Origin of the sequence: Desulfitobacterium sp. (assembly GCF_034927245.1) — a bacterium.
In the GTDB taxonomy this organism is placed as follows: Bacteria; Bacillota; Desulfitobacteriia; order Desulfitobacteriales; family Desulfitobacteriaceae; genus Desulfitobacterium_A.
In genome coordinates, this window is sequence record NZ_JAYFQK010000051.1 from 1 (window position 1) to 14,759 (window position 14,759).

Here is a 14,759-nt window from a genome sequence, read left to right on the forward strand (position 1 = left end):
TTTAACGGAAAGGTGCTTTTTTTTGTATAACTTTTGGATCCCCACCCGCATAGCAGGTGGTTTTTTATTTCGCTGCGCTCAACAGGCTAAAGCCCATAATAAAGAAAACCCGGCTTCGCCGTGCCTTTTAAACACGCATCCGGAAAGGCGAAGTCGTTGGTTGCACTTATGCTGGAGGAAAGTATGCAACAAAGTTATACTTCCGAAAGTATAAAAAAAGGTCGGCCATATTGACCGACCTAATTTAACCCTTCAATTAATTTCGAATAATTTACAACTCTATTTTTCTTTTCCTTGGCCGCATAAAGGGCGATATCTGCCCGCGTCAGGAGTTCATCTATCGTGATTTCTTCATGGAGCGAAACAACCCCCAGGCTTATCGTAACCTTAAACCCAAAATTATAATTTTCAACAGTCCCTCTCAACCTTTCGGCAAAGGTGATTGCTCCGTCCATATTCGTTTCGGGCATGATTATTGCGAACTCCTCACCACCCCAACGCGCAACAATATCAATACTTCGCGTATTAGACTTAAGTATTTCTCCCAGCTTTCTCAGGACTTTATCCCCCGTTAAATGGCCATAGGTATCGTTAACAGCCTTGAAATTGTCCGTATCAATGAATACGAGTGAAAACGAAAAATGCGTCCGCTTGGCACGTTCTATTTCCTCACCAAGGCGTGAATTAAGATATCGCCTGCTATATAACCCTGTTAACTCATCACAATTCGCTCCAAAATGTAATCTTTTAATTAAAATCCCGCAATATGTACTGATTCCCAATTGAATAATAATAAATGACAGCCATACCGATGGTGGAGCAGTTTCTGCATATTTATGCGTTAGGAATACGGCGATACAAATAATAAGGTTTGCAATCGGCAGGAGCACAGGGATAGATTTCATTATTTGTTGTTCTAATGAAATCGTTTTCCTAGCAAATATATCCATCACCTTACTTTCCTTAATCACATCCTATTATATACCATTTTAGGACTTTGGTCCTATGACCGGAATAAATTTATTTTTCCCGGTTGCATTTCGAGTTTATCCGCAGAAATATTTATCCGTTAGTATGACAAAAGGACTGACCCATGATAAGTCAACCAAACCTCAGAAACAAGTGCGATAGTTCCACTGAAACTATCGGGAGTCAAAACCCCACCTGAAGTAAGTTTCCTTTATCGGGACAGCCTTTTATACTAAATTGTTTGCATTTTTATTGTTTATATTATTTGTATCGTTTGCTATTCTTCAATTGCTTCCATAAATTCCACCCGTTCAATAAAACGGGTTAAATCCTGCATCAAGTCTATATACAGTTCTTTATTAAGGTATCTTCTATTCTTATCAAATAACAAACGAACCAGGGGTCGGGTTGGCATTTGTGTCGGTACAGCGCTGATCAAACCTGTTTCACCTGTATTTAGCGTAACAACTGCATTATCAGGATAAAGGATCAAGGATTTCCGGAAAGCTTTAACCATTGCCGGATTAAAATCGTGTCCCGACCATGCAATAATCATTTCTAAGGCATGATAAGGAGGCAGCCCTTTGCGATAGGGCCGGTCTGCTGTTAAAGCTTCATAAACGTCCGCCACCGCAACGATTTGGGCATCGATGTTTATCTCATTTTTCCTCAATCCGCGGGGATAACCTTCACCGTTCCAACGTTCATGATGCTGCGTGATAATTGCCTGCACATTTGTTAATGTGCGATTTCCCTCCAGTAATTCCCACCCCAATGTGGGATGCTGCTTAATCACTCTATACTCTTCATCCGTTAAACTTCCCGGCTTATTTAATATCTCGCTGGGTATTTTTACTTTTCCTAAATCGTGGAGAAGTGCCCCCAAGGTTAGATTCTCAAGTCTCTTGCCATTATAACCTAATTTAATCCCTGTCAAGGCAGTGAGTATAGCAACATTTACGACATGAACAAACGTCCATGAGTCATGTTGCTTAAGTTCCTCAAAACTTACCCTGCTTTCATTCAAATCCAAATATATATTCGGCGATTGCAGCTCATTGAGAATAACTTGAACGAGTTTAACCGTTTTTTCAATATGTTCGGGTTCAATTATCCTTGCTTCATGATAAATGCTCCATATCGAGCCTACAAGCTCAATATACGTATCTTTCCGAAACTTATTGACTTTTTTTGATCCCGCATAATCTTCATGATATTGCAGTACATAGACTTCCCGATTCGTAATATATTTCCATATGCTTTCCGTAAGTTGAATGCCTTTTTTTAATAACAAAGTTCCTTTTGAATCAAATAAATCCTCAGATGTTGTCCTTCCCGAGAGCAAGTTTATGTTAACCCTTTGCAGCACCAAATCCATTCTAAATGTCCCCTCCTTGACTCGGCTGTGGGAACGTCAGACAAAATTCACTCACAAAATTTATAATAACACAATATTATAAATGTATTTCAATAATTTTTCCGTATTATTTCGACATTTTTTACATCTCATTACAACAAAAGTGAGCTTTCAAAAACGGAAGCTCACTTATTAAATATAGATCAAATTAAACACTGTTAAATTATGTAACCCAATGCAATGCAAAGAAAAGAAAAGCATTGCAAAGTCAACCATAAGCCGGGTTCTGTCTCTTCCTTGCGGAAGATGATGATCATCTATCTCGGGCCGCTGTTGCCAACGACCTCATGCGACCTTACCCGGGGACGAAACGGGCCGTTCCATAGTCCCCCTATTCGGTCTTGCTCCAGGTGGGGTTTGCAGGGCCAACCTGTCACCAGGCTGCCGGTGAGCTCTTACCTCGCCTTTCCACCCTTACCAATCCGGAGGTCAGTCGTCAGAAGCCAGATGCCGGATTAAAACCAACTCATTCTGACCTCCGGCCTCTGATGACTGGCCTCTGGTTCGGCGGTATATCTCTGTTGCACTTTCCTTGGGGTCACCCCCACTGGACGTTATCCAGCACCTTGCCCTTTGGAGCCCGGACTTTCCTCAAAGGCAGCTTTTCAGCTCTTGCCCTCGCGATCATCCGGTTGACTTTGCTTATTTATCTTACTTGATATTAATGCTTTGGTCAAATATTTCTTATTGGTTAGGTTGCCAAACTCATCCTTCATAGAAATAATCCATATTATCCACAAAACGCATGTGAATTATCCACACTTTGTGAATAACTTTTTGTTACTCTTTCGTTTCTTGTTTACGGCTAAGCTGTTCCATTTCAGCATCGATGTCCATCAATGCCGTCAAGAGCTTTGCTTTATTAACAGGTTCTCCCAATAATTGCTTTATGATTTTTTCCCGGCCTTCACGAAGAATATCTGCCCGACTCATTATAATTTCCTCCTTTAGATAGATCAACAATTTTAAAATAACTTTGTTAAAGTTATTTCTTGCACTAAGTTTTAAGCATGAATATGCTTTCAAAATTACCTATTGCAATTATTTTAATATATTCGACTATTATTGTCAAATATTTCGACAATTTTTGACTACTTAAGCTAACTGCAAATCCAAGGCGAATGCATTGAATGGCTTATCAAAATATCAAGTGATGCCAGATTTTTCTCCGCGCGCAAGTATTCCTCCAATGTTGAGATCATTGGGGCTTCACTGGCAAAATGCCCGATATCAAGAACCGCCATACCGGCCTCCCGTGCATCTAAGGCGCCATGATGATCGACATCCCCTGTAATCAGCAAATCCGCTCCCTTAAAAAGTGCCTTGGGGATAAAGCTTCCGCCGCTCCCGTTGACGATGGCAATTTTGCGTACATTTTGTTGAGCTCTTCCGGTCAGGCGATATAATTGTTCAGGAATATCAGCATGAACCCGTGTTTGCGTCTTAAGGAAGGCTTTTACTTTACCGACAACACGTTCTAAGGGCTCATTCGTCGGTAAATAGCCGATTACCCCATACCCTCGATCTTCGGTCATGTGGGGTGCAAGAAACTCCATTTTGGACAATTCGAGAGCTCTCCCCAGCGTCTGGCTTGAGGAGTACATAGACTGGTCTAGATTCGTATGCGCTGCGTAATACGCAATTCCCCGTTTTAAAAGTTCGATTGGCATTTGAGCGGCTTGATTATCGGAGCGAAGATTTTTAAGGGGCTTAAAAATAATCGGGTGGTGGGCAATGATGAGTTGAGCCTTCTGTTCATTCGCTTCTTTCAAGACCTCGGGAGAAGCATCAAGCGTCAAAAGAACACGCTCAATCTTCGTTGAAACATCTCCAACCAAGAGACCAACATTATCCCACTCTTCCGCCCAAGATTTAGGGGCAATCTTTTCTATCGTTTGAGCAATTAAGCCGATGGAAACAGACATTGTTTCATCTCCTCTAATAACGAACAGGTTAGCTCCTGTTGCTTAATTCTTTGGTAAATTTCTTTCTTTTGTGATTTCTTCATTCCCTGAATCGCCCGCTGCAAAGGATCAATATGCTCTTGGATTAAGAGTTTCAATTCCGGAACGGGCTGCTCCAGGATAAGCGGGCCAATGTCCCAAAATATCTGATTAAAAGCCTCTAACCGCTCTTGCTGTTCACTCTTCCCTCGATCGATATGTAAGTGTTTAAGCCAATTTGTTTTCAGATCCTCCAGATCCCCCCATGATTGTCCATTCTCTCGAGAATAAAGCATAACTCCATAGATCCGGCCATCTTCAGTGATCAGGTGTTCCTCCGCAAGAAGCCAGCCGGAATTCTGCAAGGTTTTTCTTACCTTTCCTTCCGCCCCTTGGGGCTGTACAACTAAAGTGTGAACAAGGGCTAATACTTCAGGACTATCATTAAAAATCTCCAGCATCGTATTGCCGCCCATTCCCGCCAAAGTTAAAGTATCGACTTCTCCCGGTTGAATCGGTTTAAGTCCGTCACCGAGGCGTACATCGATCCATGATTCTAAGCCACGTGTATGAATTGCCGCCCGTGCGGACTGATACGGGCCCTCATGGACATCTACGGCAATAGCCTGTGTAATCTTATGGTTTTCCCATAAAAAAATCGGCAAATACGCATGATCTGTTCCAATATCCCCAAGCTTCGCTTGTTCCGGCACCAAGGAAGCCACTAATTCGAGCCGTGGTCCTAAGCTCATAGTTTCCGGCATTTATTACTCCACCTCATTTATACTATTACCTGATTATTCCGTATTAGACATTAGAAAAAACTGCAGTAAATAACTATAGTTCAAATATTATAGCACATTTATATATCATAGAATTTATTATTTTGTAAAACATATCTAGGGGTTTTAAAAATATCTTAGGAGGTCAATTATGAATACAAAGAAAACAATGTCGGGATTGGAAAGTCTTGCGGAAATCAAATCTGATATGGAAGTTGCCGAAGAATTAAGCGCTTTGAAACAACAGTATGATCAAATGCAGCAATCCATTACAAGCTTGCAATCCAGTATGGGCTCTCAAAGCGGCGGTGGTATGGGGGCTCAGGGACAACAGCAGTTAACTCAATTATTTGGTCAAATGAACCAATTCAAAAGCCAATCAAAACAAGAACAATCGCAAAGTTTAGATCAATTACAACAAGCAATCCAAACCGCTTCCCAGTCCTTGAATCAGGCGAGCCAAGCCATCCAATCCTCTAAAGCATTATCTCAAATGAATGATTTCATTGAGCAGGCTCAATCTCAACTTCAAAGTATGGCCCAAACGGGACAGGGTTCACAACAGCAAGGACAAAGTTCAATGCAAATGGGACAAGCATCCGGCCCACAAGTGGGTCAAAATCTTCAGTAATTCCTAGACCCCAGAGCTAAATATTAACTTAAATCAGCTATCAGTCAAATGAAGGGGTCTGTTTTTACTGCCCCTTCATTTATTATTGGATATATCTGGCTTAATCAAGTCGAACATCTTAGGGAACTCTATAGGTGTCAAAACCGAAGTTTAGAGGTGTTTAATCATGATAAAAGATATAATCAATTCCGATAGCAAAAATTTCTGGGAATGGTGGAACAAGCCCCTGAAATCTGAGATGGAATTTCGCCCTTGTATTCTTGAAGTCCGCAATGCCGCTACAAAACGTACGCGGAGATAATTATATCGGATATTGCTATTAATTCTCATCGCTTTAGGAGTTATCTTCTAAGCCAATGGTTTCCTTTAAAATGCCGGGCTATGGGCCCGGCATTTTCTAAATTAATCCAAAAATCACTTGACTTTTCTTTGACGGAATAATTACACTGTAAATAAAAGGCTGAAAAGAGAATATTTTGTGGGGTAATTGACAGTGGATGATAAGCTAATAAAAAATGCTATTTTAGATAGCGATTTTGCTTTTCGGCTTGGGAGTATTAAATTTGCTCCGATTCTTGAACAGGTCATTCCAACACTTATCGAGACTCTCGTCATTCATGAATATGTTTTTTCAAAAGAGATTTTATATCCTCAACTTGTGAGGCAACAGCTTAAAACACTTATTAACAGCAAAAAGGCAGTTCTTGTAAATAGGGAAACTATTTTAAACAGTTGTCCGGAACGCTTAATTACATATGATAATACTCAAAAACTTTTAAGAGATTACATGAAGGGTACCCGCCGGAACGGAAAGAATTGGGGGGAGATCTTATCACTTAGTTATGCAAAAGTTATGAGGATTCCTTACATTCTATCCGATGAGTCCGAACTTCAAGAGGTTGTAGATTCGGTACTTAATCTAGGTGATGAAGAAGTATCAAATCCGGATGATATAAAGGTCCTTAGGATTTCTGACTTTATCAAATTGATGAGGGCTTCTGGGAATTTTAAGCGAAACTTTGCTAAAGCCACCTGGGCGGCCAGCGGTCTGCCAACCTATACCTTCGACACTGAGTTATGGCCAAAACCTATAGACTAAGGGAACCCTAAATTAGGGTTCCCTTAGTCTTCTTCATTAAGTATTCTCTGAATGTCCTCTTCACTTGGGAGTTCTATAGGATTCTCGATGTTAAACTCATCAGGAGTTTTCTGAACTATCCCCAAAAGATACCTCAGACGATCATACGGTATTTTTGCCGATTGATATGCTGTTAAAGCCTTATCTACTAGCCCATCGAATCTAACGATCCTTGTTCTTTTTTGCATCTCGTCCCCAACTTGGAGCCTCTTTTGAATCAACTTCACTTCAGAAGCAGAATCGTCGTTAAGTAATTCAAAACATTTCTCTTCCGAAATAAACTCAATTTCAAACAAACGCCTGACCATAGCTTTATAGGGTACGCCAAATAAATCCATGAGTCGGGCAACATGACCCAGCCGCAAATTATTTTTATCAACCTTAAGATTAAACAATTCGGCTTTCAGAATATCCCGGGGAACAAGTAACATAGCCGCAAAACGATTGGCCATGATTTCATTTCTGGGTTGTGAAGATTCTGAATCAATCACAATACTTTTGAGTAGCTCTCCACCACGTTTTAACATCCCTTGATCAAACCAAATGTGATATAGCTCATGGGCACCGGCAAATATCTGTTTTTCTAAGGGAATAGAAGAATTAATAAAACAGTAAATAGAATTTCTTTTATAACATACAAAACCACAAAGTTCTTGGTCTTCAATAGGATATTGGATAAGTACTGCCGCATCGGCTAATATTTTAAACATCTCGTCTCTTAAGATACGCGATGTTTTTCCTAAAAAATTCATTTTACTAATCGCTTTAATTTCCAGTGACTCTGATTCTTCTTTTGTTAAGCCGTTAAAAATATTTGGCGCATTCATTAAACCACTCCAACTACGCTTTTAATACCTCATCCAAATCAATCATCTCGTCGATCACATGGTTTAAAAAGCCTAAGTCATCAACAGTATTTCCTTTACTTACAGAACCCATCATCAGTAAAACAGGCTCCTCAACCTCGGGTCCACTTGTTTCATCGTTTAAAAGTTCTTCTATTGGTTTTCCAATAATACCGGCGATTTTACTGATTTCTTCCACATTAATAGCCTTTTTACCATTAACAATTTTACTCATAACTTGGCGCGAAACACCAATAGCAGAAGCCAAATCACTTTGAGTCATTCCACTTTCTTGTAAATGCTTTTGAATCTGTTGCCCGATGTGGACAAATAGGTTAGACATAACTCTCCCTCCTAGTATTAGAATATCATAATCATACGCTGTCAACAATCCGTTTACAAAGATTAGTTTTAATTATATTATGAACCCCTCAAGTAAGGATATATTCGCTAAAAAGTAAAAATATCATTATATGAGTATATATTTTGTTGACAAAAGTTTTATGCTCACATAGTAATACCCCGGTTAAAAACAGGGACCGCTAACGAGATGAATCAACTTTTAAATAAGGAAAATAAAATAAAGAAAGCACCTTCCCAAAAGGAAAAGTGCTAGCAACGAAAAGCTAAATTTATGCCGTAACTGTACACCACGTTATTCTATTGCTAAAAGCCTTAATATCATTGGTGGGCGATACCGGGATCGAACCGATGACCTCATCCGTGTGAAGGATGCGCTCTCCCGACTGAGCCAATCGCCCACATTACGTCGATTATCTATACCATCTTAATAGAAGTCCTAATTGGTGACCCGTACGGGATTCGAACCCGTGTAGCCGCCGTGAAAGGGCGGTGTCTTAAGCCGCTTGACCAACGGGCCCTTATCGACGTTCGATGTTCGATATTCGATGTTCATTCTTCGAGTCAGTTTTTATTTTTTCGAACCACGAACCTCGAACCACGAATATCGAGATTGGTGGGCCCACTAGGGTTCGAACCTAGGACCAACCGGTTATGAGCCGGCAGCTCTACCGCTGAGCTATGGGCCCAAAGAGCGGACAAAAAAATGGCTCCCCGAGTAGGACTCGAACCTACAACCTACCGGTTAACAGCCGGTTGCTCCACCATTGAGCTATCGAGGAATGCCCTTTGCATTGATTATTATACGCATTTACCCTACCATAGTCAAGCTTTATTGTTCAAAAAACGAAATTATCGTCACCTTATCGTCACTTAATTGCATAGAATCCCGCCCGTAAGCCGGAAACCATTAAAATTTCAACAACGGAGAAACCTACTTGATGTAATAACTCTAGGTAAGAATCAATCGTAATCGGATGATATTCATTACCGAATCGTTTTTTGTAATTCTGCGCGGCTTCCTTAGTTTTGCCGGCTTTTATTTGCTCCTTTTCCCATAAGTTTAAACCGATATCAATTCCTTGTTCGGTAAACGGTCTAATATTCTCAAAAGTTATGTAAACCCCGCCGGTTTTAAGCATTTTATAACAATTTAAAGTTGCCTTTTTCCTTTCTTCTTGACCAAAATAATGATGGGATAATATTGCGGTAATTACATTAAAACTTTCTTCGGGATAATTGATCTCCTCTGAACCTGCCTGAATATAGTTAGCTTTAATATCGGTATTATCCAATTTGTTCTTGGCAACGGCTAACATCGCTTCGGATGGATCCGCAAGTGTGAAAAGTGTATTTTTAAATACTTTAGCTGCTTTGTAAATAAGTGTACCCGTACCACAACCCGTATCTAGCCACGAGCCGGGATTTTGATTAACTACCTCAATCAAATTCAGAGTTTCTTCATGAAAAAGATCGTACATAGGATGAGTTTTATGAATTTCAGCATCGTATTTTTCTGCAGGTTGAGATGTTCTATTATCTTTCATTTTTATCTATGCGACCTTCCTTTATTTATTGCGTATTGATTGCGCAAAAGAGTTGATTACCAAGGTGGAAATCAACTCTTTTATCTCTTTTTATTTCTTTTATTCACTCAAGATAATCTTTCAGTTTCTTACTCCGGCTTGGATGACGGAGTTTACGGAGGGCTTTAGCTTCAATCTGGCGGATCCGCTCACGGGTAACTCCAAATTCCTGTCCAACTTCCTCCAGTGTCCGGGTTCTTCCATCATCTAATCCAAAGCGTAAACGCAGAACTTTCTCTTCACGAGGAGTTAATGTTTCGAGGACCTCTTCCAATTGCTCTTTAAGCAAGATAAAGGAGGCTGCATCTGCCGGGGCCGGTGCATCTTCATCAGGTATAAAATCTCCCAGGTGAGAATCTTCTTCTTCCCCAATCGGGGTTTCCAAAGACACCGGTTCTTGGGCAATTTTCATGATTTCCCGTACCCGTTCTACCGGAATGTCCATTTGGGCTGCAATTTCTTCCGGGAGCGGTTCACGCCCTAACTCTTGTAAGAGCTGCCTTGAAATCCGAATCAATTTATTAATCGTTTCTACCATATGCACCGGAATTCGAATCGTCCGCGCTTGATCGGCAATCGCACGAGTAATCGCTTGACGAATCCACCAAGTTGCATATGTCGAAAATTTAAATCCTTTTTGATAGTCGAACTTTTCAACGGCTTTAATGAGGCCTAAATTTCCTTCTTGAATAAGATCAAGGAAAAGCATACCCCGTCCGACATAGCGTTTAGCAATACTGACGACCAGTCGAAGATTGGCTTCAGCTAAGCGGCGTTTGGCACCTTCATCTCCCTGCTCCATTCTTTTAGCCAGTTCAATTTCCTCTTCCGCCGACAACAGAGGAACCCGTCCGATTTCCTTTAAATACATCCGAACCGGATCATCTATGCCGACTCCTTCAGGGATAGAAAGATCAACTTCGGTCTCTTCCTCGTCGTGATGCTCATCAAGAGTTATATCATCTGATATATCTTCATCATTCTTTTCTAAGACTTCTTCCTCTTCTCCCGGCTCAGGTATGACTTCAATCCCCAGCTGCCCTAGCTGCTCATATACCTCATCAATTTGGTCGGCTGTGAGCTCAATTCCTTGGAGAGTATCCATAATTGCGCGGTATGTGAGGGAACCCGTTTTCTTTCCTTCCAGAACGAGACCTTTGACGGCTTCAATCCGTTTTGTCTCATCATTCACGGCTTCCTTCCCTTCCGCGGGATTGTGTTTTTGTTTGCTCAAAACCTTACTTTTCGCCACTTTTTAACCGCTCTCCTATCTCTTTTAACAGGGCCATCGCCCCTGCCACATCACCGGATTTTTCTAAAGCCACCATACGGGTTTGTAATTCTTCTACCGTTTCTTCCGACTGGACCGATCTAATTTGGTGTAAGCAATCCTGAAAAAGCTTTTCGGGATGTGAGACATCAGTCTCTTCAACCATGATATTCGCGATTAGGCTTTGTAATTCTTCCGACACGTTGTTCGGGATTCCTGTTCTATTTTGAAGGTGAATTTCCCCAATCGCGTTAAAAAGTTGTTGATGGATTGGAAGCTTCCAAAAATTATTACCGAGTTCCGCCTTGATTTGATCGAAAGGCACTAGCTGTTCCAGCAAAAGGCGTAGAAGAATTCGTTCTGCCCGAAGGACTCCATTGGGTACCGTAATGGCAGAAGGAACAGGATTTACATACCTATTGATATTATCTCTGTTTTTTACAGAAATATCCTGGTTTGCTAAAGAATATTCACTTTTTCGTTGATTTTTCCGCTTGTTTTTATCTTTACTCTCAATTTCTAAATGAATGGATTCCAAAGTAAGACCTAATTCCAAACTCAAAAAGCGTTCGTATCCTTCTCGTTCGACAGGACTTGTCACTTTGAGAATGTCCTCGGCTAATTCACCAACCAGCTCTTTTTTCTCCGGAGCGCTGCTCACGGGGTGCTCTTGGGCATAAATCTGGTATTTGAATTCAATATAAGGTTTAGCCTGAAGCAAAGCTTCCTTAAACTTTTCATTCCCAATAGTTTTTAGATATTCGTCCGGATCTTTGGCCCCATTTAAACTTAATATATCGACCCTAAAACCGGCTTCTCCTAAAATCTCACCTGCCCTGAGCGCGGCCTGAACTCCTGGCTGATCTGAATCATAAGCCACAACGATACGCCTTGTATATCGTCTTAAAAGCCTCGCTTGGTCTTTTGTAAGCGCCGTTCCTAAAGAGGCAACCGCATTTGTGAAACCCGCTTGTTGCAAAGCAATGACATCCATATACCCTTCAGCCAACAACGCGAATTCAAATTCACGAATGCCTTGATAAGCCTTGTCCATTCCATATAAATGATGTCCTTTGCTAAAAAACGTTGTTTCCGGTGAGTTTAGATACTTGGGCAAGGAATCATCAAGCACACGACCTCCAAAGGCAATCGGCTTTTGTCGTGAATCTAAAATGGTAAATATAACACGATTCCGAAAACGGTCATAATATCCCCGATTAACATTACCTTCAGTGTTCTTTTTTTCAATGGCTAGACCAGCCTCTGCTAATTCCTCAGGACGGACTCCACGTGATGCAAGTGTCTCAAGTAATCCCTCCCAACGATCCGGTGCATACCCAAGCCGAAATGCTTTCAGTGTTTGAGGGCCCACTCCCCGTTTTGCAAAATACTGCCTGCCGGGTTCACCTTCGGGACGATTCATTAGAATATCATGATAGTAAAGTGTGGCCAACTCATTAAGCTCTTCCCAACGATGCTTGTGCGCTTGGTGCTCCTTCTCACGAGGTGAGAGTTCCTTTTCAGGGAGCATTATCCCGTATTTATGAGCCAAGTGTTCAAGTGTTTCAGGAAAACTCCAGTTCTCTTTCTTCATCAGAAATGAAAATACATTCCCCCCAGCATGACAGCCGAAACAGTAGAACATCTGTTTGTCCGGTGTCACCGTAAAACTCGGGGTCTTTTCTGAATGAAAAGGACAAAGGCCTAGATAATTTTTCCCTTTACGTTGTAAAGAAACGTATTCCGAGATGTTTTCAACAATATCTGAATGTATTCTAATGTCTTCAACGATATCTTCGGGTATTCTATAATCCACAGACTGTTGTTCGCCACCCGTTCCACAATTTACTTTGAATGTCAAGCCTTATGTTCAATTCTTCGCCAAAAATCCGCGGATTCCTCTTTTTAGCCACGATAAAATCCAAATTTGCGAATCCCCTCATATATTAAAGAAAACTGAATTTTAGACCGATTTTTAGATTGTTTTAGTATTCTCTCTCCTTTCTCTTATCTCCTCCTTCTTTCGACTTTATTTTTAAAGTTAACTTCGTCTCTAAAACATGTTAAAATATCTTAAACAATTAAATCGGATATCGGATAATTCTTCACTACATATGAAAGGCGGAAATTTAATGTTAAAAAAGTCACGGCCACTCGCCATAATTCTTATCACCCTCCTCATCATGATGGTGGGGATAACCGGTTGTGGCACGAGCAACCTTAAAACCCAAAGTGATAAAACAACACAACAGGAAAATACCGATGTTAATGAAAACCCGTCATCCGGGAATACTTCTACGCCGTCGGACACTGCACAAGCCACGAATGTAACGCTCTACTTTCCAACATCGGATGCCAGCGGTCTAGCTCCTGTTCAGCGTTCGCTTAAGGTCAATAACGGAGAAATTATACCCGCGATTTTTGATGAATTTCGCAATCCTCCAAACGGTCTTGAGCAAGTCCTCCCTTCGGGAACGAAATTACTGAGTTCTTCGGTTAAGAACGGTGTCGCTACAATCAACCTCTCCAAAGAATTCAAGTCCAATTTTAAGGGAGGCGGTACCGGAGAATTGATGACTCTCTACAGCATTGTCAACACCTTAACTGCGCTGCCGAATATTCAAAGTGTAGAATTTCTCTTAAACGGGGAAAAAACGATTGCTATCCTTGGAGAAGTCGATACCTCAAGCCCTCTTACGCGAGATGAGAGTTTAATCAAAAAATAAGGGCAAAAGCCCTTGTTAAAAAAGGGGCATCGTAAAGCCCATGGTCGTGTAGTTTCGCGCATATCCGTACCTTCGGGCGTGAATCCCTTTGCCGTCTGAAGCTTTCTTATAAGCAGGCGACTTCGGCGAAACTCTCCAGTGGGGAGTTTCGTCACCGGAGACTCACGTACTCCGGCGCTCTGGGACTGGTTCACCACGAAAACGGGACTGTTTTTTGCAACAGTCCCGTTTTCTTTATCTGAAGTTTTTTCTCAATAAGTCTAAGCCATTTACAGCTTATGTTTGTACTCCAAAATACTAAGCACAACCGCCGCTCCGATTGACCGCGCCTTTTCTGAGATGCTCCAACAGTATTCTTTATTTCCCCGCGGATCGACATCCCCTACCTTGACGTGTTGATCAACATAAACGCCTGACCGCAGCAGACCACGCAATACACCATTGAGAGAGGAAGTCACAGGTGTCTTCTCCTCCCCGATTGTTCCTAAGAGATCGCCCGCCGCAACCTGTTCGCCGATTTTACGTTGGGCTTGAAATACGCCTGCATGGGGTGAATAAACAACGCGTTCCCGGCTATAGCCCGCCACATCTCCCGGGACTCCTGTATTCGGTTCGGCAGTTCCGGTGGTGAAAATCCGCCCAAGGTTATGTCCGCGGTTTGTCTCGATCACAAGGTGAACATCTATTCCCGCTGTAAAACCCGGTCCAAGACCGATGGTGAGCGGAGCCATCTGCATCTGCGTTCCCAGATTGCGTTTAGCCAGAATGGCATCGACTAGAACCTCGGGTTGAAGACCAACTAATACGTTCAACTGCGGGTCTATCAAAATGGGGATTTCCCCCTTTTCCCAGAGCTTTTCACATTCCTCCGGTGCGGATACTCGCCGCGAGACGATCCCCTCCACACTCCATTGCCCTTCTTCGACCGCAGTTCCAAAACTCACCGGCCATCGTACCATTAAAGGGCGTTCAACTTCTGTCATCAGCACTCTAAAACCTGCTTTGGCGAGAGCCCAACCTACACCGCTTGCCAGTTCTCCCGCACCGCGAACAAGAACGATCGGACCTGTTAACTTAGGATTATTGTTCATC

At 41.8% G+C, this 14,759-nt stretch carries 14 protein-coding genes, 4 tRNA genes and 1 other RNA gene; 3 read left to right on the forward strand and 16 right to left on the reverse strand.

Going from position 1 to position 14,759, the window contains the following annotated elements; all coding sequences use genetic code 11:
• Positions 1–239: 239 nt before the first annotated feature.
• From VB077_RS12720 to VB077_RS12745, 6 genes are all read right to left on the reverse strand, one after another.
• Positions 240–950, reverse strand: coding sequence for a GGDEF domain-containing protein (locus VB077_RS12720; RefSeq protein ID WP_323415627.1), 711 nt, complete (start codon positions 948–950; stop codon positions 240–242).
• Positions 951–1,246: 296 nt separating this feature from the next.
• Positions 1,247–2,347 (reverse strand): HD-GYP domain-containing protein, encoded by a 1,101-nt coding sequence (locus tag VB077_RS12725; protein WP_323415628.1) that lies wholly within the window; start codon positions 2,345–2,347, stop codon positions 1,247–1,249.
• A gap of 239 nt (positions 2,348–2,586) precedes the next feature.
• An RNA gene (gene rnpB, locus VB077_RS12730) (RNase P RNA component class A) lies at positions 2,587–3,026 on the reverse strand.
• A 140-nt stretch (positions 3,027–3,166) separates the two neighbouring features.
• A complete protein-coding gene (locus VB077_RS12735; protein ID WP_323415629.1) occupies positions 3,167–3,319 on the reverse strand; it encodes a hypothetical protein in 153 nt (50 codons plus the stop codon).
• Positions 3,320–3,486: 167 nt separating this feature from the next.
• The gene (locus VB077_RS12740) at positions 3,487–4,311 is read right to left on the reverse strand and encodes a Nif3-like dinuclear metal center hexameric protein (protein ID WP_323415630.1); all 825 of its coding nucleotides are present in this window, start codon (positions 4,309–4,311) and stop codon (positions 3,487–3,489) included.
• A complete protein-coding gene (locus tag VB077_RS12745) occupies positions 4,290–5,093 on the reverse strand; it encodes a class I SAM-dependent methyltransferase (protein ID WP_323415631.1) in 804 nt (267 codons plus the stop codon). Before VB077_RS12745 ends, VB077_RS12740 begins: the two co-directional genes overlap by 22 nt.
• Positions 5,094–5,262: 169 nt before the next feature.
• Here VB077_RS12745 and VB077_RS12750 point away from each other — a divergent pair, with 169 nt between their 5' ends.
• Complete coding sequence (locus VB077_RS12750; protein ID WP_323415632.1) at positions 5,263–5,742, forward strand: hypothetical protein; 480 nt, start codon at positions 5,263–5,265, stop codon at positions 5,740–5,742.
• A 493-nt stretch (positions 5,743–6,235) separates the two neighbouring features.
• A complete protein-coding gene (locus VB077_RS12755; protein WP_323415633.1) occupies positions 6,236–6,841 on the forward strand; it encodes a hypothetical protein in 606 nt (201 codons plus the stop codon).
• A gap of 23 nt (positions 6,842–6,864) precedes the next feature.
• Here the strand turns inward: VB077_RS12755 and VB077_RS12760 are convergent, their stop codons facing one another.
• The 9 genes from VB077_RS12760 to dnaG all read right to left on the reverse strand — a co-directional run bounded on the left by VB077_RS12760 (position 6,865) and on the right by dnaG (position 12,757).
• The gene (locus VB077_RS12760; protein WP_323415634.1) at positions 6,865–7,707 is read right to left on the reverse strand and encodes an ImmA/IrrE family metallo-endopeptidase; all 843 of its coding nucleotides are present in this window, start codon (positions 7,705–7,707) and stop codon (positions 6,865–6,867) included.
• 13 nt (positions 7,708–7,720) lie between these two features.
• Positions 7,721–8,068 carry a helix-turn-helix domain-containing protein gene (locus tag VB077_RS12765; protein WP_323415635.1) on the reverse strand — a complete coding sequence of 116 codons (348 nt, stop codon included), beginning with the start codon at positions 8,066–8,068 and terminating at the stop codon, positions 7,721–7,723.
• A 342-nt stretch (positions 8,069–8,410) separates the two neighbouring features.
• Positions 8,411–8,486 (reverse strand) — tRNA-Val (locus VB077_RS12770).
• A 43-nt stretch (positions 8,487–8,529) separates the two neighbouring features.
• Positions 8,530–8,605, reverse strand: a tRNA-Glu gene (locus VB077_RS12775).
• Positions 8,606–8,699: 94 nt separating this feature from the next.
• A tRNA-Ile gene (locus tag VB077_RS12780) sits at positions 8,700–8,774 on the reverse strand.
• A gap of 18 nt (positions 8,775–8,792) precedes the next feature.
• A tRNA-Asn gene (locus VB077_RS12785) sits at positions 8,793–8,867 on the reverse strand.
• Between the two features lie 87 nt (positions 8,868–8,954).
• Positions 8,955–9,632: a class I SAM-dependent methyltransferase gene (locus VB077_RS12790; protein ID WP_323415636.1), complete on the reverse strand. Its 678-nt coding sequence runs from the start codon at positions 9,630–9,632 to the stop codon at positions 8,955–8,957.
• 103 nt (positions 9,633–9,735) lie between these two features.
• A complete protein-coding gene (rpoD, locus tag VB077_RS12795; protein WP_323415637.1) occupies positions 9,736–10,923 on the reverse strand; it encodes an RNA polymerase sigma factor RpoD in 1,188 nt (395 codons plus the stop codon).
• Positions 10,910–12,757, reverse strand: a complete 1,848-nt coding sequence (dnaG, locus tag VB077_RS12800) for a DNA primase (protein ID WP_323415638.1) — start codon at positions 12,755–12,757, stop codon at positions 10,910–10,912. Before dnaG ends, rpoD begins: the two co-directional genes overlap by 14 nt.
• Positions 12,758–13,073: 316 nt before the next feature.
• Between dnaG and VB077_RS12805 the strand changes: the two genes are divergently transcribed.
• Entirely contained in the window at positions 13,074–13,667 is a 594-nt protein-coding gene (locus VB077_RS12805; protein WP_323415639.1) for a GerMN domain-containing protein, read from the forward strand.
• 269 nt (positions 13,668–13,936) lie between these two features.
• Here VB077_RS12805 and yqeB read toward each other — a convergent pair whose 3' ends face one another.
• Positions 13,937–14,758 (reverse strand): selenium-dependent molybdenum cofactor biosynthesis protein YqeB, encoded by an 822-nt coding sequence (yqeB, locus tag VB077_RS12810; RefSeq protein ID WP_323415640.1) that lies wholly within the window; start codon positions 14,756–14,758, stop codon positions 13,937–13,939.
• Position 14,759 lies beyond the last annotated feature (1 nt).

What these genes read in the sequence shown, in the direction of transcription:
- yqeB (WP_323415640.1), bottom strand. Translation starts at nt 14,758, where the DNA reads ATGAACAATAATCCTAAGTTAACAGGTCCGATCGTTCTTGTTCGCGGT.
- VB077_RS12760 (WP_323415634.1), bottom strand. Translation starts at nt 7,707, where the DNA reads ATGAATGCGCCAAATATTTTTAACGGCTTAACAAAAGAAGAATCAGAG.
- VB077_RS12750 (WP_323415632.1), top strand. Translation starts at nt 5,263, where the DNA reads ATGAATACAAAGAAAACAATGTCGGGATTGGAAAGTCTTGCGGAAATC.
- VB077_RS12790 (WP_323415636.1), bottom strand. Translation starts at nt 9,632, where the DNA reads ATGAAAGATAATAGAACATCTCAACCTGCAGAAAAATACGATGCTGAA.
- VB077_RS12805 (WP_323415639.1), top strand. Translation starts at nt 13,074, where the DNA reads ATGTTAAAAAAGTCACGGCCACTCGCCATAATTCTTATCACCCTCCTC.
- VB077_RS12740 (WP_323415630.1), bottom strand. Translation starts at nt 4,311, where the DNA reads ATGTCTGTTTCCATCGGCTTAATTGCTCAAACGATAGAAAAGATTGCC.
- VB077_RS12765 (WP_323415635.1), bottom strand. Translation starts at nt 8,068, where the DNA reads ATGTCTAACCTATTTGTCCACATCGGGCAACAGATTCAAAAGCATTTA.
- VB077_RS12720 (WP_323415627.1), bottom strand. Translation starts at nt 950, where the DNA reads ATGGATATATTTGCTAGGAAAACGATTTCATTAGAACAACAAATAATG.
- VB077_RS12725 (WP_323415628.1), bottom strand. Translation starts at nt 2,347, where the DNA reads ATGGATTTGGTGCTGCAAAGGGTTAACATAAACTTGCTCTCGGGAAGG.
- VB077_RS12745 (WP_323415631.1), bottom strand. Translation starts at nt 5,093, where the DNA reads ATGCCGGAAACTATGAGCTTAGGACCACGGCTCGAATTAGTGGCTTCC.
- VB077_RS12735 (WP_323415629.1), bottom strand. Translation starts at nt 3,319, where the DNA reads ATGAGTCGGGCAGATATTCTTCGTGAAGGCCGGGAAAAAATCATAAAG.